This is a genomic window from Wenjunlia vitaminophila DSM 41686 (assembly GCF_000380165.1).
In the GTDB taxonomy this organism is placed as follows: Bacteria; Actinomycetota; Actinomycetes; order Streptomycetales; family Streptomycetaceae; genus Wenjunlia; species Wenjunlia vitaminophila.
The window spans coordinates 13,893-36,800 of record NZ_KB904674.1; the positions used below are offsets into that span (position 1 = coordinate 13,893).

Sequence of the window (22,908 nt, forward strand, 5' to 3'; positions counted from 1 at the left end):
GACCGCGCCGCACCGATCCCGCCCGCCCGTTCGGTCCTGGAGGTTGCCCCGTGCCGGCAGACGCCCTCGATCCCCGCGACATCCTCGGCTTCGACCCCTACGCGCGGGAGTTCGTGCTCGACCCCTACCCGGTGTACCGCGGGATGGCCGGCACGGCGGGTCCGGTGTGGCGCACGCCGGCGGGGCTGTTCGTCGTCACCTCGCACGAGCACTGCTCGGCGGTGCTGCGGGACGGACGGTTCGGGCGGGGCGGCGACGTACTGGTGCTCGGCGCTTCCCCGGCCCCCGGGCGGGACCCGTCGGTGCGCTCCTTCCTGGCCATGGACCCGCCCGACCACACCCGGCTGCGCAGGCTGGTCAGCAGGGCCTTCACCCCCCGGGTGATCGAGGGTTACCGGACCACGGTGGAACGCCTGGTGGCCGACCTGTTGGACAAGGCACTCGCCGAGGAGGGCGAGGTCGATCTGGTGGCCTCCCTCGCCTTCCCGCTGCCCACCACGCTCATCGGGGACATGATGGGGGTGCCCGCCGGCGACTGGGAGCGGTTCACCGGCTGGATCAGGGCACTCGCGCAGGGGCTCGACCCCGACTTCGTCCTGTCCCCGGAGAAGCTCGAGCTGCGGGAACGGGCGCGCGGCGAGTTCCGGGACTACTTCGCCGAGTTGGCCGCGAAGCGGCGGGTCACCCCCGGTGACGACCTGCTCAGCGCGCTGGTCGCGGTCCGGGACGAGGGTGATGCCCTCACCGAGGCCGAGTTGTTGGCCACCTGCATCCTGCTGATCGTTTCTGGCCACGAGACCACCGCGAGCCTGATCGGCAACGGGGCCCTCGCCCTGATGCGCGACCCGGAGCGACTCGACTGGTTCCGGCAGCACCCGGAACGGCAGGACGTGGTGGTGGACGAACTGGCGCGGTACGAGTCCTCGGTGCAGCTCACCGTCCGCAAGGCGCTGACGGACGCGGAGATCGGAGACGTCCCGGTGCCCCGGGACTCGATCGTGGTGCTGCTGCTGGCCGCGGCGAACCGGGACCCCGCGGTGTTCGACGATCCGGACCGGCTGCACTTCGACCGCAGGCCCAACCGCCACATCGCCTACGGGCTGGGCATCCACCACTGCATGGGGGCGCCGTTGGCCAGGCTGGAGGCCGAGGTCGCGCTGAGCGAGTTGGTGCGGCGGGCCCCCGGGCTGCGCCTGGCGGTGCCGGACGACGCCCTGCGCTACAAGGACCAACTGGTGCTGCGCGGCCTGCGGGAACTCCCGGTCCACCTGAACTGACCCCGCCCCGGTGGGGGGCGCCGGCGCCGCACCTCCCGCGCCCCTCAATCAAATGCAACGAAAGGTTGCGCGTTCTGTCCGCCCGCCCTAGAGTCACATGCAACCAAAGGTTGCGTGATGGTGGGAGCGGAGCAATGGAGTACGGCAGTATCTCGCGGGAGATCCACATCGAGGCGACGCCCGAGGTGGTCTACCAGGTGATCAGCAGGCCGGAGCACCTGCGGGAGTGGTGGCCCGACGAGGCCGAGCTGGAGGCGCCGGTACCGGGTGGCACCGGGACGGTGAGCTTTGGAAGTGGGCCGGATACCAAGGTCGAACTGCTGACCGTCGTGGAGGCCGACCCGCCGCGGCGGTTCGCCTTCCGGTGGGTCTGCGAGGAGGGCGAGTCCGCCGGGCCCGGCAACTCGCTGCTGGTGACCTTCGACCTCGTGCCCACTGGCAACGGCACGCTGCTGCGGTTCTCCGAGGCCGGCTTCCGCGAGAAGGGCTGGGAAGCCGCGGTGCTGGAGGAGGCGTACCAGGAGCACGTCCGCGGCTGGGACTACTTCCTGCCCCGGCTCGTCGGCTACGCCGCCGAGGTGGCGACCCGATGAGCGTCACCGCAATCGACGACGAGCTGTGGTCCGCCGTCGGGGACCCGATACGTCGGCAGATGCTCGACCTGCTGCTCGCCGAGAACGGCGGAACCGCCACCACGCTCAGCGAGCACCTCCCGGTGACCCGCCAGGCGGTTGCCAAGCACCTCGGGGTGCTCGACCGCGTCGGACTCGTCCACGCCAGGCCCTTAGGGCGCGAGCGCCGCTACGAGGTGGACGAGGCCCAGCTCGCCCGCGCCGTCGCACAACTGACCTCGGTCGGGGCCGCCTGGGACGCCCGACTGCACCGCATCAAGCGGATCGCCGAGGCGATCCAGCGCGGGCAGGGCTGACCAGCCCGCCTCGCGCGGAAGGAGACATCGAGATGGCAGACATCCTGCACCGCGTCGGCATCACCGTCGACCCCGAGGACGTCTACACGGCGCTCACCACCGTTGACGGCCTCTCCCGCTGGTGGACCGAGGGCACGGACGGGGACGCCTCCCTCGGCGGCGTGGTCCGGTTCCGCTTCGGGCCCGGAGGCTTCGACATGAAGGTCCTGGAGACGAGCCCCGCGGAGCGTGTGCTCTGGGAGGTCGTGGACGGGCCCGATGAGTGGGTGGGCACGCAGATCAGATTCGACCTCAAGCGGGAGGGTGAGTACACCATCGTCCTGTTCAGGCACGAGGGCTGGCGCGAGCCGGTGGAGTTCATGTCCCACTGCAGCACCAAGTGGGCGACGTTCCTGATGAGCCTCAAGCGTCTGCTGGAGACCGGCGCCGGCGAACCCGCCCCGAACGACGTCAAGATCGACAACTGGAACTGAGCGCGGCAGAGACAGTGAAGGGGCGCGCCGCCGACCTCACGAGGGGCCGGCGAGGGTGACGGTGCGCTCGGCGGAGAACCGGCCCCACTCGCCGTCCGGCAGCCTGCCGCGGATCCGCACGGTGTAGCGGGTCCCGGCACCCTCGGCCTCGACCGGCAGGCTGTAGTCGGCACGGCCGGGGGGTGCCGCGTCGCCCCAGACCAACGTGCTGGCCAACCTGCCGTTGAGGTGGATCTGGTACTCGGTGACGTCCTCCTCGGTCTCCGGCGGGAGCCAGGACAGGTCGAGGTAGTGGGCGCCGTGCTCGGTGTGGGACCGGACCCGGAAGGCGGTGGGTGCCGTGGCGGAGCCGTCGCCGGGGACGGAAGGGGTGGTGAGCTCCACCGTGTTGCTCGCCGGCGAGAGGTTGTCGGCGGTGTCCCGGGCGCGGACGGTGAAGGCGTAGTCGGTCCCTGGCCGCAGGCCGGTGACCCGGGCCGTGGACCGGTCGCCGCCGACGCTGTGCACCCGGGAGTCGCCCTGGTAGATGTCGTACGACGACACGCCCAGGTTGTCGGTGGACGGGCGCCAGGTCAGGACGGCCGCCCGGGCACCCTCCGCCCGGCCGCGCAGCCCGGTGGGGCGGGTGGGTGCCCTGCGGTCGTCGCGGTCGGCGGAGGGCATGGTCACCGGTCGCTCCGCACCGCGCGCCGAGACGTTCCCCGCGGCGTCCACGGCCCGGACGGCGAACCGGTACCGGGCGCCCGGTTCGAGGCCGGTGACGTCCACCATGTGCCTGTCGGCGGGGACCTGCCGGACCCTGCGGCCCGACAGGTACACCTGGTAGGCGGTGACCGCGACGTTGTCCCGTGCGGCTTCCCACATCACGTGGACCGAGGTGGCGCTGCCGGCGTCGGCGGTGAGGCCGGTCGGGGTGGAGGGCGGTTCGGTGTCCGTGTCGTCGGAGTCGCAGGCGGGGACCGACAGCAGGACGGTGAGGCAGGTCAGCGCGGCGAGCAGGGGGAACCGGCGCACGGGAGTGCCTTCCGATCGACACCAATGGTCTAGACTTATATGACACAGGTGTCGGGTTCACATCAAGACGCCCGGCGGTGTGCTGAGGGGGCGACGGCCCCCGGACGACGGGCTACTGCCCGGCCGGCGGGTTGGGCTCGGTCTCCGTGCGCAGCCAGGACAGGTACGCGTCGCTGCCCTCGGTGATCGGGGTGGCGATCACCTCCGGGGTGTCGTAGCTGTGCTCCTCCAGGAGGTACGCCTCGAGCTGCCCGTACCGCGCGGCCGTCGTCTTGTAGACGATGCGCCACTCGGTGTCCGTCAGCACCGCGCCCTGCCACCGGTAGACGCTGCGGATCGGCGCGTCGATCTGCGCGCAGGCGGCCAGCCGCCGGGCCACCGCTCCCTCGGCCAGGGCCTGCGCCCGCTCCTCGGTGTCCACGGTGGTCAGCACCGCGAGGAAGTCTCCGTCGGCCACGGCCCGTCCTCCTGTTCGTCTGGCTGCGGGTGGGTGGCACGCGGGCCGCGGCGCGGCCGGCCCCCCGACGCGTCCCCGGGGAGCGTGACGCACGCCACAGGCGGTTCGCCGTCACACTCCCGGGGGCCACGGTGTCCACAGGGTAAGCAACGACGCCGTCTGAGGGAGAACGACGATGCAGACCCGCATGAAGAACCCGGCCATGGTGCTCCCCGAGGCCCTGCCGGCGATCCAAGGGATGCTCGAGGCCGCGAAGGCCGGAGGAGTTCCGCAGGCCACCCTGGAGCTGGTCCACCTGCGTGCCAGCCAGATCAACGGGTGCAGCTACTGCGTGCACGGCGGCGTGCACAGCGCGAGGAAGGCCGGGGAGAGCGACGAGCGGCTCTTCGCGGTGGCGGCCTGGCGGGACGCGCCGTTCTTCACCGAGGCCGAGCGTGCCGCCCTGGCGCTGGCCGAGGCCGTCACCCGGCTCAGCGACCGGACCGACCCGGTGCCGGACGAGGTGTGGAACGAGGCGGCCCGGCACTTCGACGAGGGACAGCTCGCGTCGCTCGTCCTCACCATCTCGATCACCAACCTGTTCAACCGGCTCAACGTGACGACCCGGCAGGTGGCCGGCCCCGTCTGGTAACCCGCCGCACCCGGCGCCGGGTGGCCCGGAGAGGTCCGGGCCACCCGGGGCGCGCTCGGGGGTTCAGGCCGGGCCCGAGCCGGTGACGATGGGCAGTTGCGGGCGGGAGGTGACATCCGCGAGTGCGCCGGGCACCGGCTGCTGGGTCTCCTGGTCGAGCACGGTGACGCGCACCGCGGGCCGCGGCGAGTTGTCCAGGTGGGCACGCCCGTCGAGGGCGAACAGCACCCACCCGGGCCGCGGACCCCGCTCCGTCGGGTAACTGCCGGAGTACTGCAGGAACCGCCAGCCGTCCTCGTCCCAGTGGTCCAGCAGGCCGGAGCGGATGACCGGGGAGGCGGCCTCCCAGGCCAGGGACCGCTCCAGCAGCTCGACCGACGCCTCGACCGGGACGGTGGTGGCGTCCCCGTCAAGGGGGTGCCCGAGTACGCGCAGCCGGAGCCGGCGCACCGGGAGCAGTACCTTCTGCTCCAGGTCCAGGAAGAGCAGAGCGGTGAGCACCGCGAACCCGGCGAGCCAGACCGCTCCGCCACGGGGGTGGTCGGCGATCTCGTCCCACCAGGGGGTGGCACTGCCGGCCGCCGCGGCGCCGCCCACCGCCACGAGGCCGGCCCTGCTGAACGCCTGCCAGCCGATCGGGACGTCCTGACGGGCCGTGCACCCGCAGGACGACTCCGGCATGGTGACCCTGGCGTAGCCGAGGTACCCGAGGAAGCCCGCGCCGAGCAGGGCTGCCGCCGCCCCCGGCCACACCCCTGCCGGGCCGGTCCCGGACGGCACGGCCAGCAGGGCGACGGCGACCAGCAACTCGATCGCCCCCACCGCCCGCAGGGCCCGTGTCGCGGGATCGAGACCGCCGGTGATCCGCTCCAGCGCGGTGCCAGCGGCCTGGCGTCGCGCGGACCGGCCACACAGCTTGGTGGCGCCGGTCCAACCGAGCAGCGCTCCGAGGGCGAGTGGCGCCAGGTGCGAGGACAGCGACAGCATCCGTTTCCCCTCTCGTTCTCGCGGACCGGTCATGGGCGGACCGGTCGGTGGTTCCCGGGTGGCCGGCCCGGAGTCAGTGGCCGACGGTCACCCGGACGATGTCCACGGTGTCGTCGCTCGGCCGCCAGGCGCCGAGGACCTGCGCGTCCTGGCCGATGCGCAGGCGGGACAGGTCGGACGTCAGCGCCCCACCGCGGTACGAGGCGGAGGTGGTGCCCGGCACGATCCGTCCGACCACCGTGTGGGTGCCGTGGGCCAGGTGGAGCCGGTCCCGGCCGATGCCGCGCACCGTGCAGTGCAGGTTGACGATGTTCACCCAGACGGCGTCGGCGGCGATGCTGCCGTCCGGCATCGGCACCCCGCGGGCGTAGAGCCCGTCCCCGGGTTCGATGGCGTCCGCGGTGGTGGGGTGAACCTTCCAGATGCTGGTGGCGTTGGTGAGCTGGATGCGGTAAGTGTCCCCGTATGATCCGGCGACCTCGAGCATGCTGCCGTTCCTGCCGGCGATCCGGCCCTCGGCGAACGCCGTCGTGGTGACGGCCGGGTCGAGCGACGGCGTGGGGGCGGCGAACGCCGCGTCGGCGTCCAGGGCGCCGAGCGCGGAGGCGCCGACGATGGTGGCTCCGCCGAGTGCCGCTGCGGACAGGAAGCCCCTGCGGCCGAGCGCCCGGCCCTCGGGGGTGTGCGACTGGTTCCTGCTCATCTCGTCCCCCTCACTCGTAGATCCACACCGGCAGCTTGCCGGAGCTGAGACTGCCGATCGCCGAGAACGCCGCGGGCGTCAGGTCGAGGATGCGGTTGGATCTGCACTCGCCGTTGCAGCAGGTCTGCTCGCCGCAGAAGCTCTTGGTCCGGGGGCCGCAGTCCGTGATGGTGATGCACACCGTCGCCCCGGTGCACTGGTGTTTGACGTTCATCACCGCGCCGCAGCCACGGCGTGGGATCCCGCCCTCACCGCACAGGTCGGGACGGGTGATGTCCCAGCAGGCGGCCGAGGCGTTGGGCCAAGCGCCGTGGTTGGCGCTGGACCGGCAGTTGCCGCAGGCGCCGCCGCCCGCGCTACCACAGGGCCCCCACGCGCTGCCGCAGCAGAACCACGTGGTCTCCCCTCGCCACAGGTAGGTCGATCCACAGGCCATGATGTGCACTCCCTTCACCGGGAACGAACTGCTGACCGTGCCATTCCAACTGCGCCCCGCGGCGCCCCGCGCCCTCCGGCACCGCGAGTCCTCGTTCGTGTCATATCATGAACATGTCAATTGTCCAGTTCATGACAACCCTTTCTGTCTTGCGCGACCCCCTCCCGTTGTCGCCTCCGGGGGTGTGACTGTGGGGGTGCCTGGTTGGAAGGGTGTGGGTGAGGTGTTGGTTGCCGTGGGGCATCCCCATGATGCCGCGTTCTACGCGCATCATCTAGGGTGCGTCAACCGGCGACTGTGGGGAACTAAAGGATTTGACGCGAGCATGTCCCTCGTCGGGGAGTCGGTGTGCGGCACCCCCTTTGTTGAACGGCGCGACCTCGTCAAGTAGTGCACGACGTGACCGGGAGGATGCATGTTCCGACGAACGATGTGGTGGCGGCGGACCGGGATGTCGGTCCTGGGTGGACTGGCCGCCTGCCTGCTGGTCGCCTCGGGGCAGTCGGCCGGCGCCGCCCCGGCGGACCAGCCGGCGCGTGACTCGATGAACCAGGCGTTCGACCGGGCCGCGGAGGAGTTCTCGGTGCCCCGGGACCTGCTGGTCGCGGTCGGCTACGGGGAGACGCACCTGGACGGCCACCGGGGGGCGCCCAGCCAGGCCAACGGCTACGGGGTGATGCACCTGGTGAGCAACCCCGAGCGGCAGACCCTGGAGCGTGCCGCGGTGCTCACCGGCGAGTCGGTGAACACCCTGCGCGAGGACACGCCGGCCAACATCCGCGGTGGCGCGGCGGTGCTCCGGGCCTACGCGGACGACCTGGGCCTCGACGCCGCCGAGCGGCGCGACGTGAACGAGTGGTACCCGGTGGTCGCCCGGTACAGCGGGGACGACACGGGGTACCCGGCGCGGCTCTACGCGGACACCGTCTACCAGTTCCTCCAGCAGGGCGTCAGCGCCGGCGTCGCCGGGGGCGAACGGGTCACCGTGGACCCGCGGACCGTGCGGCCGGAACGTGGCCGGTACGCCGACGTGACGTTGGACCAGCCGTCGACGCTGAGCACCGACTACCCGCCGGCCAAGTGGGTCCCGGCCTACTCCGGGAACTACACCGTCGGCCGGACCTCGGCCATCACCACCGTGGTGGTGCACGTCACCCAGGGCTCGTACGCCGGCACCATCAGCTGGTTCCAGAACCCCTCCTCCGACGTGAGCGCCCACTACGTGGTCCGCTCGTCCGACGGCGAGGTCACCCAGATGGTCCGGGACGCCGACACCGCCTGGCACGCCAGGGGCGGCAACTCGTACTCGATCGGGATCGAGCACGAGGGGTACGTCGACAACCCGAGCTGGTTCACCGACGCCATGTACCGTTCCTCGGCCGCGCTGACCGCGCACCTGTGCAACCGGTACGGCATCCCCAAGGACCGCACGCACATCGTGGGGCACAGCGAGGTGCCGGGGAACGACCACACCGACCCCGGGCCGAACTGGAACTGGTCCTACTACATGCAACTGGTCGGCGGCACCAACACGGTGAACCTGGACTTCGCCGCCTACTCCACCCAGCGTGTCGGCTCCACCGGTGCGCAGGTCAAGGCCGTCCAGCAGCTCCTGAACACCCAGGGCTTCGACGCCGGGACCGTGGACGGGATCTTCGGCAGCCGCACCGAGAGCGCCGCCAAGGCGTTCCAGACGGCCCGCGGGCTGTCCGCGGACGGTGTGGTGGGCCGCGGGACCTGGACCGCGTTGCTCTCGGCGGGCACCACCCCCTTGCTGGAGAACGGCAGCACGGGGGCCGCGGTCCAGCGACTGCAACGCGCGCTCACCGCGGCGCTGGGTCGGACCGTGGAGATCGACGGTGACTTCGGGCCCGCCACCGGGACCGCGGTCCGCGACTACCAGACCAGTCGTGGCCTGTCCGCGGACGGTGTGGTGGGCCCCGCCACCTGGGGGGCGCTCCAGGCCGGCAGGTGAGCGGGCGTCCGATCCGCGTGGTTCGACCCTGTTGCGGGGCGTTCCCCACCCGCTTCGCGACGCAGTGTGACCCAGGTCACTGTCGATCCGCGGATTCTGGCCCGCAACAGCGATGACTTCGGCGCCTCCCGGCCGTCTGAAAAGGTGACCGACAAACAACGCCCTTCAGCCGGGAGGCAGTCATGAGCAGCGCCACTGACATCAACATCACTCGGGTTCTCGACGCGCCGGTCGCCACGGTGTGGCGGGTGTGGACCGAGCCCGAGTACTTCGCCCGCTGGTTCGGCGCCTCGCCGGAGTCGGTCTCCCTCGAGGTCCGCGACGGAGGTGCGTGGAGCGCGACCCTGGAGACGCCGGCGGGGGAGTTCCGGATCGGCGGCGTCTACCAGGAGGTGGTGGAGCACAAGCGGCTGGTGTGGACCGTGGACCTGCCGCAGGGCGCCACGGTGATGACCGCCTCGTTCACCGACCTGGGCGAGAAGACCGAGGTGCACCTGCACCAGCCCGCCTCCTCCGAGGAGCAGCGGCAGCAGGCCGAGCAGGGGTCCCTGCAGCTCCTGGACAGCTTCGCCACCGTGCTGGCGACGGTCTGATCGACGAAACCCGACCGGAGGGGCCGCCGCACGGTTCCTCCGGGGGGTTCGGCGGGGCCCCGAGCCCCGTCGAGTGACCTTGGCCGGCCGCTTCCACCAGTGGAGCGCGCCGGCCCCGGCCCTCCAGAACGCCGTGGCAGGGGACATCTGGCATGGGGCGCCGCGGCCCGCCCCGTCGTGTCGGCCGCGCGGGGTGACGGTGCTGCGCAGGGGGCTGAACGGCGTCCCGGCGCGGGTGTCGGAGGGCGGGAACGGGCCGGATGTCCGCTGTGCCGCCCCTTCTCGGCGTGGCATGCTCGGAGAGTTGTGTCATGAGCATGCTCGTCGCTGAGCGGGCATGACCACGACCGGAACGTTTCCTTCCCCCGCAAGGAGGCTGATCGTGTTAACCAAGGTCCTGCGCGCCCTGCTCGCCGTGTTCCTGACGGCGCTGGCGCTCTCCGGTGGCCAGGCACTCGCCGCCCCGGCCTCACCCGCGGCCGACGGCACCAAGGCCGTGCGGGTGTTGACGTACGACGCCAGCGCGTCGGCGGAGTTCGCCAGCGCCGTGCGAGCCGGCGCCGAGGTGTGGAACAACAGTGTGACCAACGTGCAGTTGCAGCCGGTGGTTCCGGGGCAGCGGGCCAACGTCCGCATCATCGCGGACGACGGCTGGCCGCGGACGTACACCACCAGCCTGGGCAACGGCACCTGGTACTTCGGCCGGCAGGCCGTCAACGAGGGGTACGACACCGTGCGCATCGCCGCCCACGAGTTCGGACACATCCTCGGGCTGCCCGACATGAAGCCGGGGCCCTGCTCCAGCCTGATGTCCGGCTCGACCGCCGGGACCTCGTGCACCAACCCCTACCCCAACGCCGCTGAGAAGGCCGCCGTCGAGGCGAACTTCTCCGGGGGCCTGGCCCAGTTGGTCGGGGCCGGCACCACGGTGTACCGGGACTGACCGCCCGGCGCCACGTCCGGGCGCCGGGTCGGCCCCGCACGGCCGGGCCCGGTGCCCGGTCCGCGCCACCCCCCGTCAGGCGACCGTCCGGCTGGGGCCGCGGAACGCCGGGATGACGTGACGGGCGAAGGCCCGGACCTGGGCGAGCATCTCGTCCACCGTGTTGCCCACGAACAGCAGGCTGCACAGGTGGTCCACCCCGGCCTCGGCGAACGCGGCCACCTTGGCGCACACCTGGTCGGGGGTGCCCACCAGGTTCCACTCCAGGTAACGGTCGAGGTCCACGCCGCGGGTGATGGTGGTCCGCAGCGAGGTGCGGAAGTGGTCGAAGGCGGAGCGTCGGAACGTCTCCCGCGCCTTGGCCGGGGTGTCGCCCAGACACACGATCGACTGGAGGGCGATGGAGATCCGCGACGGGTCCCGACCCGCTGCGCGGGCGTAGAGGTCCAGCTTCGCCCGCCCCTCCCGGATGCGCTCCGGGCCGATCTTCGCCGGGAGCCACCCCTGGCACAGCTCCGCCGCCCGGCGGATCGCCCCGTCCGCGTTGCCCCCCGAGTAGATCGGCAACGGTGACTGCACCGGCTTGGGGAACATCTCCACGTCCTCGAACCGGACGTACTTCCCCCGGAACGTGGACCTCGGCTGCTCGAACAGCATCCGCAGCGCCTCGATGCCCTCCCGGGTCAGCTCGGCCCGCGACGCCCGTCGCAGGTCGGGGACGACCCGTTCGAACTCGTCCCGGTAGCCGCCCACCGCCACCCCCAGGGTGAGCCGGCCGCCGCTGAGCTGGTCGAGGGTGGCTGCCTGCTTGGCGACGAGCACCGGCTGCCGCATCGGTAAGACCAGGATGCCCGTGGTCAGCCGCAGCACGGAGGTGCGGGCGGCGATGTGCGACAGGGTGAGCAGCGGCTCGAAGTAGTCGGGAGGGGCGGCGTGGGTGCGCCGGACGTACCCCTGGGTGCTCAGGTGGTCGTTCCCCGCCACGTCGTCATACCCGAGCTGTTCGGCCTCCACCGCGACCCGGACCACGTCCGCGGCGGTGGCGAACGGGACCGGGTACATCATCCCGGCGGTGCAGGTCGGTGCCTCGACTCCGAACCTCATGGGCGGCGCCCCCCAACGGTCGTGAGTGTCCCTCGTCACGAGGACGGTCCTCGTCACTCCCGCCCCCAGGGTGACCGCCGCCGCTCTAACCGCCCTCGACCGACCGCGCCCGTGGGACCGCCGCGGGAACGGGGGCACGAGGACGCCGCCCGGCCCCGGGCCGGCGTCGCGCCGGCCAGCTCAGGCCGCGGACCGCTCCGCGCGTCCCTTGCGCAGGAACCGCCGCAGTCGCGCGTACGGCCAGGTGTTGATGACGTCCTCGCTGGTCAGCCACCCCCGCTGGGCCGTCCCCACGCCGAACCTGAGGTGGGCCAGGTGGAGGGCGGAGTGCGCGTCGCTGTTGACGACGAACTTCACCCCGTACCGCCTGGCCCGCAGGATGGCCTCGTCCCCCAGGTCCAACCGGTCCGGGTGGGAGTTGATCTCCAACGCGGTGCCGGTCCGCGCGCAGGCGGCGAAGACCGCGTCCAGGTCGGCGTCGAGACCCGGCCGCTTCCCGATGACCCTGGTGGTGGGGTGCCCGATGACGTTGACGTACGGGTTCTCGCAGGCCCGCACCAGCCGCCGGGTCAACGCCGCCCGGTCCTGGTTGAAGTGCGAGTGCACCGACGCCACGCACAGGTCGAAACCGGCGAGCACGTCGTCGGGCCAGTCCAGCTCGCCGTCCGGGTCGATGTTGAGCTCCGTGCCGTGCAGCAGCCGCATCCGTCCGGAGCCGCCACGGCCCCGGTGCCGCCGGTCCAGCTCGTGGAGCTGGCGGCGCTGCTCGAGCATCCGCTCCTCGGTCATCCGCTGCATGTACAGGTTGGGCGCGTGGTCGGTGACGGCGAAGTAGGAGTAACCGCGCTGCTCCGCCGCGGCGACCATCTCCTCCAGCGGGGCGAGCCCGTCCGTCAGGTCGGTGTGGGTGTGCAGGTCACCGCGGATGTCCTCCTCGGTGACCAGCTCCGGCAGCTCCCCGCGGAGCCCGGCCTCGACCTCGCCCCGGTCCTCCCGCAACGCCGGCGGGATCCAGGGGAGGCCCAGCCGGGAGTAGACGTCCTCCTCGGTCTCGGAGACGATCAGGTCTCCGCTGTCCACGTCGAACAGGCCGTACTCCGACAGCCGCAGCCCCTGGTGCACGGCGATCTCCCGGATGCGGATGTTGTGCGCCCGTGACCCGGTGAAGTACAGCAGCCCGGCGCCCCAGGCGTCCGGGGGCAGCACCCGCAGGTCCACCGCGAGTCCCCGGGTGGTGCGCACCGACGTCTTGGTGTCCCCGTGCGCGGTCACCTCGGTGATCTGCGGCAGCGACGTGAACGCGCGCATCACCGGTTCCGAGTCCCGGGCCGCCACGAGGATGTCGATGTCACCGATGGTCTCCCGCAGCCGCCGCAGCGACCCGGCGTAGACGCAGCGGAGGCAGCCACGGACGTGGGAGAGCTCCGACACGAGCTCCTCGGCGAGGTCCATCGCCACGTCCACCAGGACCCGGTCCCCGGCGGCCTGCATCAGCCCGATGCCGTGCAGGATCTTCTCCTCGGTCCGTGGGCCGAACCCCTTGAGGTCGCGCAGACGCTCCTGGTGGATGGCGTCGACGAGCTCGTCGATGGAGGAGATGTGCAGCTCCTCGTAGAGCGTCATCGCCTTGCGCGGCCCCAGTGTGGGGATCATGGTCAACTGACGGACCCCCGCCGGGATCTTCGCCCGGACCTCCTCGACCGCGGACACGCTGCCGCCGCGGAAGTACTCGAGCACCTTCTCGGCGATGGACTTGCCGACGCCGGGGATCTTCTGGAGCCCCTTGAGGTCGAGGTCCCTGACCTCGGCGTGGTGCCCGCCGATCGCCCGGGCAGCCTTTTCGTAGGCGCGCGCCTTGAACGGGTCGCCGCCGGTGATCAGGATCAGGTCGGCGTACTCCTGGAACAGCGCGGCGACCTCGTCGTTCGACCGAGCCACCCTCCCCAGGGTAGTCGTGGGGACGCGTCGCGCCACTCGGGCGCCGGACGGCCCGGACGGCGACCCGGCGCGGGGCACCCGTTCGGGTGAGGGCAGCCAGGAGCCCCAGGTGGTCTGAGGGCGGACACGGGCGCCGTCGAGGAACGGTGGATGCGGGTGATCGGGGGGTGGTCGGCGTGTCGAACCCCGGCGCATGATGGGAACTCGGTTCACTGAGTTGTCATGAACTCGCCCCTCGGAGGTTCCATGGACGCCGCACCCACCCCCTCCCGCCGCGCCGTGCTGCGCGGCGGGCTGCTGCTCGGGACGTCCGCCGCCGTGCTCGCCGGTGACATCGCCCAGGTGGCGGCCAAGGACGCCGGGCCAGCACCGGTGGTCCCCGCGGGCTACCCGCCCGTCTACTGGTCCCCGGCCAGCCGCTCCAACTACACCGTCTCCAACCGGCCCACCACCTACCCGGTGGAGTTCGTCGTGGTGCACGTGACCCAGGAGACCTACGCGGACACCATCCGCATCTTCCAGGACCCGTCCAGTCAGGTCTCGGCGCACTACGTGGTGCGGTCCGCGGACGGCTACATCGGGCAGTGCGTGCGGGAGAAGGACATCGGCTGGCACGCGGGCAACTGGACCTACAACACCCGCAGCATCGGCATCGAGCACGAGGGCTGGGTGGACAAGCCGGAGTACTTCACCGACGCGATGTACCAGGCGTCGGCGGCACTCACCGCGGCGGTCTGTGACCGGTACGGCATCCCGAAGGACCGGAACCACATCATCGGCCACAACGAGGTGCCGGGGGCGACCCACACCGACCCGGGGCCGTACTGGGACTGGAACCGGTACCTGGGCCTGGTCAACGGCGGCTGAGGGCAGTTCGCCGCGTCGTGCGGCGGGGGCGCCGTACCCGCCGCCGCCCGCCCGGGGGACGGAGCGTCGGCGACGGCGGGCGCCGGAGGCGGTGTGCGGAGGCGTCCGCGGCCACGCCGGCCGCGGTGCGCCACGGGGTTGCGAACGTCGAGCCCGGGTGGTCGTCGTCGAGGTCCGACGGGACGTGACCGGGAGATCTGCCGAGTTGACCACACCGCTCCCCGGCGCGGTCGGCCCGGTGCTGGTTCATGAGGCAGTGCCCGACCACGTTCGTGTGCCCGGCTCGAGCCGCCCTCGGCGGCGGGTGGAGGTGGTCGGTTCCCCGGGCTCAGTATCGTAGGGTCATATAAGGATGTGAAATACTGCCAGGAAGTGGGCATTCTTCTAGGGGGAGGCGACCCCATCGGCCCGCAGACCCGCTCCACGCCCCCGTTCACGGTGCTTTGACAGATCTTTCACCGACGGGTGCGACTCTCTTCCTGGGGGAAGCGGCAGCCAGTGGGACTGGACGCCGCGGTGGAGAGGGGTCTCAACGGGGGTGAGACCGCGCAACTCCACCGAGGACCCGGCGCACCGCCGGGGAGGGAGTCCGTCCTACTGGCTGCCGCATGAGGACATGCGGAACGGGAGGTGCTAGCTCTGGACGCCGTGCGCCTCGTGGGCGGCCAGCGCGGCACGCAGCCGGCGCGCGTCAGGCACCCCCAGCGACTCGTAGATGCCGAGCGCCTCCTGCCAGTACCCCCGCGCCACCGGCACGTTCCCCAGCGACCCATGGGTGTTCCCCAACGTCTCCAGGGCCCTCGCCGCCCCCAGCCGGAACCCCGTCTCCCGGTGCACGGCGAGCGACTGCTGCGCCCAGTCCACCGCCACCTCCAGCCCGCCGAGTGCGGCGTGCGCCCGGGCCACCTCGTCCAACGCCTCACCCTCCACCAGCCTCAGTCCGTAGCGCTGCGCCACCTCCACGGCGCTGCGGGCGTGCGACAGGGCCTCGTTGAGCCGGCCGAACCCGCGCAGCCGGGCCGAGACGCCGATGTGGGCACTCGCCTCGCTCCTGCGACAACCACACTTTGAGGCCAGCTCGAGGGCCCTGCGGTGGTGGTCGAGCGCCTCGTGAACGTCGCCGAGGGCCCCCAGCACGATGCCCAGGACGTTGTGCAGGTCGCTCTCGATCAACCGGCGGTTGGTGCGGTGGATCACGCTCAGCGCCCGCTCCGCGTGGGACAGCGCCAAGCGGTAGTAGCCGGCGTCGCACAGGATCAGCGCCAGGTTGCACAGGGCGGACTCCTCGTACAGCGCCACCTGGGACTGTCGGTAGAGCACCAGCGCCTGGCTGAGGTAGCGCCGGGCGTCGGCGAGCCTGCCCAGGTGCCGCTGGATGTACCCCAGGGTGCGCAGCATGGTGGTGACCGTCAGCACGCTCTCGTGCAGCGGAGTCATGGCCTCCGCCTGGGTGAGGTACCCCAGGGCCTCGTTGAGGCGGCCCTGGTCCGCGGCGACGAAACCCAGCATGGTGAGGGCGAACGCCTCTCCCGCCGGCTGTTCGAGGGCCTGGAACGTCTCCAGCGTACGACGGCACTGCTCGGTCGCGGCATCCAGGTCCGCCTGGTTCCACCGGGCGATGGCCAGTACGAGACGCGCCATGCTGCCGAGGATGGTGGCGCCCGTCCCCTCGCACAGCTCGACGGCCTCGGTGCTGTGCTGCACCGAGCGGGGGAAGTCAGCGAGGTCCAGGTAGGCGTTGCCCAGGGTCTCGTGCATCACGGCCTGTCCCAGCTCGCTCCCGCTGGCCACGGCCGCGCGCAGCCCCGCGTGCGCGGCCCGCAGCCAGTCGTCGAGGTGCCCGCTGCCCATGAAGTGGCCGTGCAGCGCGTCCGTCATCTGCCAGGCGAAGGCGTGGGGGCCGTTGTCCGCGGCGCTGTCGATGCACGAGAGCACGTTGGCCCGCTCCGCGTTCACCCACTCCCACGCCTCCTCGAGGTCCGCGAACTCCTGCGGCTCCACAGGGCACTCGCTGATCGGCTGCCGGGGCAGCGCGAAGGCGTTGTAGACGGCGCCGAACAGCGCCCGTGAGGCGTTGTCAGCGGTCGTCAGGTACCAGCTCAGCAGCCGGCGCAGGGCGGCCTCGCACTCCTGCGGGCCCTCCTCCCGGAACGCCCGCTCCCGGGCGTACAGGCGCAGCAGGTCGTGGAAGTGGTAGCGGCCCGGCACATAGGACTCGATCATGTGCCTGGACTCCAACTGGTCGAGCAGCCGGGCGGCGTCCCGGGTGCCCTGGCAGCCGGCGAGCGCCGCGGCGGCGCCCGGGGTGACGTCGGAGCCGGGGACGAGCCCGAGCAGCCGGAACGCCCGCCGGGCCGGATCGCTCAGCCCCTGGTAGAACAGGTCGAAGGTGGCCTCGACGGCGGTCTGCTGGTCCCCGTCCACGTTGAGCTCGGCCAGCCGGTCGCCCTCCCGCAGCGCGCGCACCATGTCGGCGATCCGCCGGTACCGGCCACTGCCCAGGTTCGCCGCGCAGATCCGCAGGGCCAGGGGCAGCCGGCCGCACACCAGCGCCAGCTCCTCCGCCGCCTCGGGCTCCGCCCGGACCCGTTGCCCGCCCACCACCCGGGCAAGCAGCGCCACGGCCTCCTCGTCGGTGAGGACGTCGAGGTTGATCCGCTGGGCGTCGTGGAACGCGCTCAGCCCCCGCAGGTCGTGCCGGCTGGTCACCACCACGAGACAGGTGGGGGACGCCGGCAGCAGGGGCCGCACCTGCTCGAGCGACGACGCGTCGTCCAAAAGCAGCAGCACCCGCCGGTCGGCCAGCAGCGACCGGTACAGGCTCGCCTTCTCGTCCTGGCTCCTGGGGATGCGCAGCGAGGCGACGCCCAGCGCGCGCAGAAGTTGGCCCAGCGCCTCGTCGGCGGTGAGCGGATCACTGGAGGCGTAGGCCCTCAACGACAGGTGGAGCTGGCCGTCGGGGAAACGCTCCGCGACCCGTCGGCTCCAGTGCACCGCGAGGGCCGTCTTCCCCACCCCGGCCGTGCCGGAGATCGACGCGATCATCAGGGGACGCCCGGGGCGGGGCTTCTGGGTGCGCAACAGGGCGTCCAGCAGCCGCAGGTACGCGGTGCGGCCGGTGAAGCCGCCCGTGTCCGGCGGGAGCTGCCGGGGAACCGGCACCGACGGCCTGGGCTCGGTCGCCTCAAGCGCCGGATCGGCCTGGAGGACCTGCCGGTGGAGCTCCTGGAGCGGCCGGCCCGGCGCCACCCCGAGCTCCTCGTCGAGCAGCCGGTACACCTGGCGGTAGGCGGACAGCGCGTCGGCCTGCCGGCCGGACCGGTACAGCGCGAGTATCAGCTGCGACCACAGCCGTTCCCGCAACCGGTACTCCCCGACCAGCGTGGTGAGCTCGCCCACCACCTCCTCGTAGTGTCCGAGCGCGAGCAGCGCGTCCATCCGGTCCTCGCGGGCGGCGAGGCGCTGCTCCTCGAGCCGGGTCGACTCGGCGACCGCGAAGGAACGGTCACCGAGGCCGTCGAGCGCGGGCCCCTGCCACAGCCCCAGCGCCCGGTCGAGCGCCTCCAGGGCGGCCAGCGGGTCTCCGCCGCCGCCGTCCTGCCGGGCCTGCCGCACCAACTGCGCGAACTGCTCCGCGTCGAGCTGGCCCGGGGCGAGTCGCAGGGCGTAACCGGCGTTGTTCCGGCCGCCGGTGCTGACCAGCACGGTGTAGCCCTGCTGGGCTCGCCGGTCGGGCTCGAGCACCCGCCGCAGGTTGAGGATGTGGGTGCGCAGCGCCGTCGAGGCGCCGTCCGGGACCTCCTGTTCCCACATCAGCTCGATCAGCCGGGCCCTGCTGACCGGGCGGCCCCGGGCCAGGACGAGCGCCGCGAGCAGCACCCGCTGCTGTGGCCCGAGGGTCACCTCGCGACCGTCCACCTCGACCGCGACCGGACCCAGGATGCGCACGCGCACTCCTCGGGCCGGAGCCTCGCTCGGCGCTACTCCCACGGGACCGCCCGGTGCCTCATCTGGTGTCGTGCTCGCCTTCCCAGGAGCCGATGCACTTCCCACCCCTGTCACCGTTCCCCCGCGCGCCTCGGCCCACCCATGGAATCCGTCCCAGCATAGGCGGGGGGTTGATCACCGGATGGTGGCGCGCCGCAAGGTCGTTGACGCCGGCGCACAGATCCAGCCAAGGTGCGGGGGATGACTATTGGCCACTATGTGCTGGTCTCATGGGCGTCCGCCCTTGAATTATATGGTCTGACTCCCAACGCCGGCCAGCGCACGCCTGGCTGATGGTGCGCCGGCACCCGGGGCGGCGACGCGTGTCACCGGCGTCAGGAACTCGTGAGGACGACGAGTTGCTGTGTCGCCCGGGTCATCGCGACATAGCGGTCGACCGATCCCTGGACGCCGTTGCCGAACCCTTCCGGGTCGACGAGCACGACCAGGTCGAACTCGAGCCCCTTGGACAGCTCCGGGGTCAGCGACCGGACGCGGGGTGTCGCCCGGAACACGGGATCGCCGATGACACAGGCGGTCCCGTCCGCGTGTGCGGCGAGCCAGGTGTCGAGGACCGAGCTCAGGTCGGAGGCGGGTCCGTGCACGACGGGGACGCCGCTGACGCGGACGGAGGCCGGCACGTTGGCGTCCGGGAGCACGGCCCGGATCACCGGCTCCGCCTCCGCCATGACCTCTTCGGGCGTCCGGTAGTTGATGTTCAGCGAGGCCAGGTTGATCCGGTCGAACCCGACCCGCTGGAGCCGTTCCTGCCACGACTCGGTGAAACCGTGCCTGGCCTGGGCGCGGTCCCCGACGATGGTGAAGCTCCTGGAGGGGCACCGGAGCAGCAGCATCTGCCACTCCGCGTCGGTGAGTTCCTGGGCCTCGTCCACGACGACGTGCGCGAACGGGCTGGCGAGCAGGTCCGGTTCCACGCCGGGCAGTGCGGACTCGTCGACCAGGGCGTCCCGCAGGTCCTGTCCGCGCAGCATGGTCACCGCGCCCTCACCGTCGTGGTCGGCCTCGATCAGGGCGTCGATGACTCCGGCCCTGCGCTCGCGTTCGGCGGCGACAGCGGCGTTGTGCCGCCGCCTGCGACGGGACGCCTCCGGATCGCCGAGCCGCTGCCGTGCCGCGTCCAGGAGCGGCAGGTCGGACACCGTCCACGCCTGGGCGTCCCCGCGCTGCAACGTCCGCACCTCGTCGGGGCTGAGCCAGGGGGCGCACATCCGCAGGTAGGCGGGTACCGACCACAGGTCTCCCACGAGGTCAGCCGCCTCGAGCAGCGGCCATGCGCGGTTGAAGGCCCTGAGCAGCTCCCTGTCCCGCCCGAGCGACCTGCGGAGGAGTTCGGCCGGGACGTCGCCTTCGTGCTTGTCCACCAGGAGCGTGAGCAGCTCCTCCCAGACCTGGTAGCGCGCGTCGTTGTGCGGGGTGCCGGGTTCCGCCGCCGCGAACGCCACGGCCCAGTCGTCGGCGCCCAGCCAGACGTCGGACCAGTGGGTCGTGACCGTCATGCCCTCGGCGGGCGGCTCCTCGTAGAGCCTGACGGCCTTCTCGATCGCCTTCACCATGTCCGCGGACGACTTCAGGCGGGCCACGTCCGGGTCGGCCTCGACCCCCGCCGTGGCCCCCTCGGCGACGAGGTCCCGCAGGGTGCAGGTCTGCACGCCCTCCTCTCCGAGGCTGGGCAGGACGTCGGAGACGTAGGCCAGGTACGGCCGGTGCGGGCCGACGAACAGCACGCCGCCCCGGCGGTGCCCGAGGCGCGGGTCGGAGTACAGGAGGTAGGCGGAGCGGTGCAGGGCGACGACGGTCTTCCCCGTACCCGGACCGCCGTCCACGACCAGGGCGCCGCGGGAACCCGCGCGGATGACGGCGTCCTGGTCGGCCTGGATGGTGCCGAGCACGTCGCGCATCCGTGCCGACCTGTTGCCGCCCAGACTCGCGATGAAGGCGGACTGGTCGTCGAGGGCGGCGTGCCCGGTGAACCCGTCCGGGGTGAACACCTCGTCCCAGTAGTCGCTGATCCGGCCGCGGGTCCACCGGTACCTGCGGCGACTCGCCAGGCCCATCGGGTTGGCGTGGGTGGCCCCGAAGAACGGCTCGGCCGCGGGTGAACGCCAGTCGAGCAGCAGCCGGCGCCCCGCGGAGTCGGTGAGTCCGAGCCGTCCGACGTACACCGGCTCGGAGCTGCCCGCGCTGACCATGTGTCCGAGGCACAGGTCCACACCGAAGCGACGCAGTGCGCGCAGGCGAGCGGACAGCCGGTGGATCTCGATGTCCCGGTCCATGGCCTGCCGGCCGACACCGCCGGGCGCCCTGCGCTCGGCGTCGAGCCGGTCGGACAGCTCGGCGGTCGCCTGCTCGATGCTCTCCGCGATGGCCGCGAAGTGCCGCTCGTCGCCCGCGATCAGCGCCGGGTCGGCCTTGGGGGAGAGGTGGTCGGGGAGGTCAAACACGCTGGTGTGCAGCGAGTTCACGTGATGGCTCCGTTCTGGGGTCGCTCGCGACCGTGGCGCGCAGCAAGGCGTCGGGACCAGTGTGACGAACCCGGCGACCATGACGGGCGACGCTCCGCCCGTCCCGGCCCCGTGCCCGTTCGCCGTTCCCGGCCTCGGCCCGCGATTCTGCGGCACCCCGGGGGCCTTGCCGCAAGCCCCCCGGTGCGCTGTACGTTGAGAATGGCAAGGAGTGGGTGATCTCCCAGCTCTTCCTCGTCGTCCGCCGTGACCGGACGACCTCCCCGGGAAACGGCGCGGTGCCGCGCGCGGCGACACGTTCGGCCAGGAGGGACTTCCACGCGGGCGTGCGGACGAAGCCGTGGACGAGAGCTCCCCGTACCGTTCCCCGGCGAACTCCAGCCCCTCCCGGTCGTGGAGCACCGGCCCGAGCGGCCCGCGGACCTCGACCGAGTCGCCCGCCGGCTCCGCGGGGCGCTCGGCGGCCCCGCGGCGGGGCGACGACGGCACTGTCCGAAGTGGTGTGCCATGTCGGACACAGGACTGACCGTGGGTGGAGCCGGACTCGAGAGGCCGCGGCGATCAGGCCTTTTGGCCTCCTTCGACGCCGTTCTGGCGGTAGGACCGGTGGGAACGCCAGGAACCCGGCCTCGACGACGTCCTTGGAGTCCCATGAGCACCAACACGCAGCCTCGTACCCACGCGGTGGTCCTCGGCGGGGGCCTGGCCGGGATGCTGGCCGCCTCCGTGCTCACCGGGCACGTCGACAAGGTCACGGTGGTGGAACGCGACCGCCTGCCGGACGGCCCCGAGCCCCGCAAGGGCGTGCCGCAGGCCCGGCACGTGCACATGCTGTGGTCGGGCGGGGCGAGGGCGATCGAGGCGCTGGTGCCCGGGACCATCGACCGCCTCACCGCCGCCGGGGCCAGGCGGCACGGAGTCCCCGACGGACTGGTCGCGCTGTCGCCCGACGGCTGGTGGATTCGGCAGCGGCCGGAGATGCAGTTCCTGCTCGCGGCCAGCCGCGACCTGCTGGACTGGGTGATCAGGGAGCAGGTGTGCGCCCTGCCGGGGATCGACCTCATGGACGGCACCGCGGTGGAGGGACTGCTCGGGGACGCCACCCGGGTCACCGGGGTGGAGGTCCGCGACCAGGAGACCGGTGGGAGCTCGACGCTCGAGGCCGACCTGGTGGTGGACGCCACCGGTCGGTCCTCCCGCATCCGTCCGTGGCTCGACGGCCTCGGTCTGCCGCCGGTGCCCGTGGAGACGGTGGACTGCGGGCTGGCCTACGCCACGCGGATCTTCCGCGCGCTGGAGGGCGTCACCGACTTCCCCGTGGTCAACGTGCAGGCGTTCCCCGAACCGACCCGCCCGGGGCGCGGCGCGGTGCTGGTGCCCATCGAGAAGGGGAAGTGGATCGTCACGGTCGCCGGTACCCGAGGGGCCCACCCGACCGACCGGGACGACGACTTCGAGGCCTACGCGCGCAGCACGCGGCACCCGGTGATCGCCGACCTCATCGCCCGGGCCGAGCCGCTGACCTCGGTGCGGATGACCCACAGCACCGTCAACCGCAGGCTGTTCTTCGAGCGGCTGCCCACCTGGCCGGCCGGTCTGCTGGTGATCGGCGACGCGGTGGCCACCTACAACCCCGCTTACGGGCACGGCATGTCGGTCGCCGCGTACCACGCGACCTGCCTCGGTGACGGCCTCGCCAAGCACGGACTCGCCCCCCAGGCCACCCGGCGCATCCAGCGGTCCGTCACCCGGGCCGTCAACGACGCCTGGGCGATGGCGACCACCCAGGACATCCTGTACCCCGAGGCGGAGGGCCGACCTCCGAACGCCGCCACCCGGATGCTCCAGCGGTACATGGAGCGGATGTCCAAGGCCGCCACCTGCCGTCCCACCGCGATGCGCGCCATGCTGGACGCCCTCTCGCTGTCCGCGCCCACCGCGAAGCTGCTCGCGCCCAGGGTGGCCGCGATCACCCTGCTCGGGCCGAACCGTCCGCCGCTGGCCGATCCGCCGCTGACCGAGTCCGAGCGCGCCCTCATCCCCGCCGCTGACGGCAAGGGATGACCGCGCCGCCGGGTGGCGGCTCCCTCTGACGCGCCGGGTGACGGGGCG

At 72.2% G+C, this 22,908-nt stretch carries 19 protein-coding genes; 10 read left to right on the top strand and 9 right to left on the bottom strand.

The genetic code is table 11. The features are described from left to right. Positions 1 to 50 precede the first annotated feature (50 nt). The 4 genes from A3IG_RS0115560 to A3IG_RS0115575 all read left to right on the top strand — a co-directional run bounded on the left by A3IG_RS0115560 (position 51) and on the right by A3IG_RS0115575 (position 2,678). On the top strand, positions 51 to 1,277 hold the full coding sequence (locus tag A3IG_RS0115560) for a cytochrome P450 (RefSeq protein WP_018384501.1): 1,227 nt from the start codon (positions 51 to 53) through the stop codon (positions 1,275 to 1,277). Between the two features lie 134 nt (positions 1,278 to 1,411). Further along, positions 1,412 to 1,870, top strand: coding sequence for an SRPBCC domain-containing protein (locus A3IG_RS0115565; RefSeq protein ID WP_018384502.1), 459 nt, complete (start codon positions 1,412 to 1,414; stop codon positions 1,868 to 1,870). Continuing rightward, the gene (locus A3IG_RS0115570) at positions 1,867 to 2,205 is read left to right on the top strand and encodes an ArsR/SmtB family transcription factor (RefSeq protein ID WP_018384503.1); all 339 of its coding nucleotides are present in this window, start codon (positions 1,867 to 1,869) and stop codon (positions 2,203 to 2,205) included. Before A3IG_RS0115565 ends, A3IG_RS0115570 begins: the two co-directional genes overlap by 4 nt. A gap of 32 nt (positions 2,206 to 2,237) precedes the next feature. Then, a complete protein-coding gene (locus A3IG_RS0115575; protein WP_018384504.1) occupies positions 2,238 to 2,678 on the top strand; it encodes an SRPBCC family protein in 441 nt (146 codons plus the stop codon). Between the two features lie 36 nt (positions 2,679 to 2,714). Here A3IG_RS0115575 and A3IG_RS0115580 read toward each other — a convergent pair whose 3' ends face one another. Continuing rightward, entirely contained in the window at positions 2,715 to 3,692 is a 978-nt protein-coding gene (locus tag A3IG_RS0115580) for a fibronectin type III domain-containing protein (protein ID WP_018384505.1), read from the bottom strand. A 112-nt stretch (positions 3,693 to 3,804) separates the two neighbouring features. Beyond that, positions 3,805 to 4,149 carry a divalent-cation tolerance protein CutA gene (gene cutA, locus A3IG_RS0115585; protein ID WP_018384506.1) on the bottom strand — a complete coding sequence of 115 codons (345 nt, stop codon included), beginning with the start codon at positions 4,147 to 4,149 and terminating at the stop codon, positions 3,805 to 3,807. A 175-nt stretch (positions 4,150 to 4,324) separates the two neighbouring features. Between cutA and A3IG_RS0115590 the strand changes: the two genes are divergently transcribed. Next, the gene (locus tag A3IG_RS0115590; protein ID WP_018384507.1) at positions 4,325 to 4,780 is read left to right on the top strand and encodes a carboxymuconolactone decarboxylase family protein; all 456 of its coding nucleotides are present in this window, start codon (positions 4,325 to 4,327) and stop codon (positions 4,778 to 4,780) included. A gap of 63 nt (positions 4,781 to 4,843) precedes the next feature. Here A3IG_RS0115590 and A3IG_RS0115595 read toward each other — a convergent pair whose 3' ends face one another. From A3IG_RS0115595 to A3IG_RS0115605, 3 genes are read right to left on the bottom strand one after another with little or no spacing between them, the layout of a single operon-like run. After that, on the bottom strand, positions 4,844 to 5,800 hold the full coding sequence (locus tag A3IG_RS0115595) for a MauE/DoxX family redox-associated membrane protein (protein WP_201787493.1): 957 nt from the start codon (positions 5,798 to 5,800) through the stop codon (positions 4,844 to 4,846). A 40-nt stretch (positions 5,801 to 5,840) separates the two neighbouring features. Beyond that, positions 5,841 to 6,470: a hypothetical protein gene (locus tag A3IG_RS0115600; protein WP_018384509.1), complete on the bottom strand. Its 630-nt coding sequence runs from the start codon at positions 6,468 to 6,470 to the stop codon at positions 5,841 to 5,843. Between the two features lie 10 nt (positions 6,471 to 6,480). After that, entirely contained in the window at positions 6,481 to 6,906 is a 426-nt protein-coding gene (locus A3IG_RS0115605) for an RlpA-like double-psi beta-barrel domain-containing protein (RefSeq protein WP_026220297.1), read from the bottom strand. A gap of 415 nt (positions 6,907 to 7,321) precedes the next feature. Here A3IG_RS0115605 and A3IG_RS0115610 point away from each other — a divergent pair, with 415 nt between their 5' ends. From A3IG_RS0115610 to A3IG_RS0115620, 3 genes are all read left to right on the top strand, one after another. Next, positions 7,322 to 8,881 carry an N-acetylmuramoyl-L-alanine amidase gene (locus A3IG_RS0115610; protein WP_040911596.1) on the top strand — a complete coding sequence of 520 codons (1,560 nt, stop codon included), beginning with the start codon at positions 7,322 to 7,324 and terminating at the stop codon, positions 8,879 to 8,881. A 182-nt stretch (positions 8,882 to 9,063) separates the two neighbouring features. After that, a complete protein-coding gene (locus A3IG_RS0115615; RefSeq protein WP_018384513.1) occupies positions 9,064 to 9,474 on the top strand; it encodes an SRPBCC family protein in 411 nt (136 codons plus the stop codon). Positions 9,475 to 9,856: 382 nt separating this feature from the next. Then, positions 9,857 to 10,417 carry a snapalysin family zinc-dependent metalloprotease gene (locus tag A3IG_RS0115620; protein WP_018384514.1) on the top strand — a complete coding sequence of 187 codons (561 nt, stop codon included), beginning with the start codon at positions 9,857 to 9,859 and terminating at the stop codon, positions 10,415 to 10,417. Between the two features lie 75 nt (positions 10,418 to 10,492). Here the strand turns inward: A3IG_RS0115620 and A3IG_RS0115625 are convergent, their stop codons facing one another. After that, complete coding sequence (locus tag A3IG_RS0115625) at positions 10,493 to 11,521, bottom strand: LLM class F420-dependent oxidoreductase (RefSeq protein ID WP_018384515.1); 1,029 nt, start codon at positions 11,519 to 11,521, stop codon at positions 10,493 to 10,495. A gap of 180 nt (positions 11,522 to 11,701) precedes the next feature. After that, positions 11,702 to 13,459 (bottom strand): DNA polymerase/3'-5' exonuclease PolX, encoded by a 1,758-nt coding sequence (polX, locus tag A3IG_RS0115630; RefSeq protein WP_018384516.1) that lies wholly within the window; start codon positions 13,457 to 13,459, stop codon positions 11,702 to 11,704. A gap of 222 nt (positions 13,460 to 13,681) precedes the next feature. On the opposite strand from polX, the gene A3IG_RS0115635 reads away from it, so the two are divergent. Further along, positions 13,682 to 14,326 (top strand): N-acetylmuramoyl-L-alanine amidase, encoded by a 645-nt coding sequence (locus A3IG_RS0115635; RefSeq protein ID WP_018384517.1) that lies wholly within the window; start codon positions 13,682 to 13,684, stop codon positions 14,324 to 14,326. Positions 14,327 to 14,959: 633 nt separating this feature from the next. On the opposite strand, the gene A3IG_RS29915 is transcribed toward A3IG_RS0115635, so the two are convergent. Together A3IG_RS29915 and helR are read right to left on the bottom strand one after the other, a co-directional pair. Next, positions 14,960 to 18,274: an AfsR/SARP family transcriptional regulator gene (locus A3IG_RS29915; RefSeq protein ID WP_018384518.1), complete on the bottom strand. Its 3,315-nt coding sequence runs from the start codon at positions 18,272 to 18,274 to the stop codon at positions 14,960 to 14,962. A 374-nt stretch (positions 18,275 to 18,648) separates the two neighbouring features. Further along, on the bottom strand, positions 18,649 to 20,796 hold the full coding sequence (gene helR, locus A3IG_RS0115645; protein WP_018384519.1) for an RNA polymerase recycling motor ATPase HelR: 2,148 nt from the start codon (positions 20,794 to 20,796) through the stop codon (positions 18,649 to 18,651). 651 nt (positions 20,797 to 21,447) lie between these two features. Here helR and A3IG_RS0115650 point away from each other — a divergent pair. After that, positions 21,448 to 22,860 carry an FAD-dependent oxidoreductase gene (locus tag A3IG_RS0115650; protein ID WP_018384520.1) on the top strand — a complete coding sequence of 471 codons (1,413 nt, stop codon included), beginning with the start codon at positions 21,448 to 21,450 and terminating at the stop codon, positions 22,858 to 22,860. Positions 22,861 to 22,908: the final 48 nt, after the last annotated feature.

Coding starts and splice junctions, on each gene's coding strand:
- A3IG_RS0115565 (WP_018384502.1), top strand. CDS start 1,412: ATGGAGTACGGCAGTATCTCGCGGGAGATCCACATCGAGGCGACGCCC.
- A3IG_RS0115570 (WP_018384503.1), top strand. CDS start 1,867: ATGAGCGTCACCGCAATCGACGACGAGCTGTGGTCCGCCGTCGGGGAC.
- A3IG_RS0115575 (WP_018384504.1), top strand. CDS start 2,238: ATGGCAGACATCCTGCACCGCGTCGGCATCACCGTCGACCCCGAGGAC.
- A3IG_RS0115590 (WP_018384507.1), top strand. CDS start 4,325: ATGCAGACCCGCATGAAGAACCCGGCCATGGTGCTCCCCGAGGCCCTG.
- A3IG_RS0115595 (WP_201787493.1), bottom strand. CDS start 5,800: ATGACCGGTCCGCGAGAACGAGAGGGGAAACGGATGCTGTCGCTGTCC.
- A3IG_RS0115600 (WP_018384509.1), bottom strand. CDS start 6,470: ATGAGCAGGAACCAGTCGCACACCCCCGAGGGCCGGGCGCTCGGCCGC.
- A3IG_RS0115605 (WP_026220297.1), bottom strand. CDS start 6,906: ATGGCCTGTGGATCGACCTACCTGTGGCGAGGGGAGACCACGTGGTTC.
- A3IG_RS0115610 (WP_040911596.1), top strand. CDS start 7,322: ATGTTCCGACGAACGATGTGGTGGCGGCGGACCGGGATGTCGGTCCTG.
- A3IG_RS0115615 (WP_018384513.1), top strand. CDS start 9,064: ATGAGCAGCGCCACTGACATCAACATCACTCGGGTTCTCGACGCGCCG.
- A3IG_RS0115625 (WP_018384515.1), bottom strand. CDS start 11,521: ATGAGGTTCGGAGTCGAGGCACCGACCTGCACCGCCGGGATGATGTAC.
- A3IG_RS0115635 (WP_018384517.1), top strand. CDS start 13,682: ATGAACTCGCCCCTCGGAGGTTCCATGGACGCCGCACCCACCCCCTCC.
- A3IG_RS0115650 (WP_018384520.1), top strand. CDS start 21,448: ATGAGCACCAACACGCAGCCTCGTACCCACGCGGTGGTCCTCGGCGGG.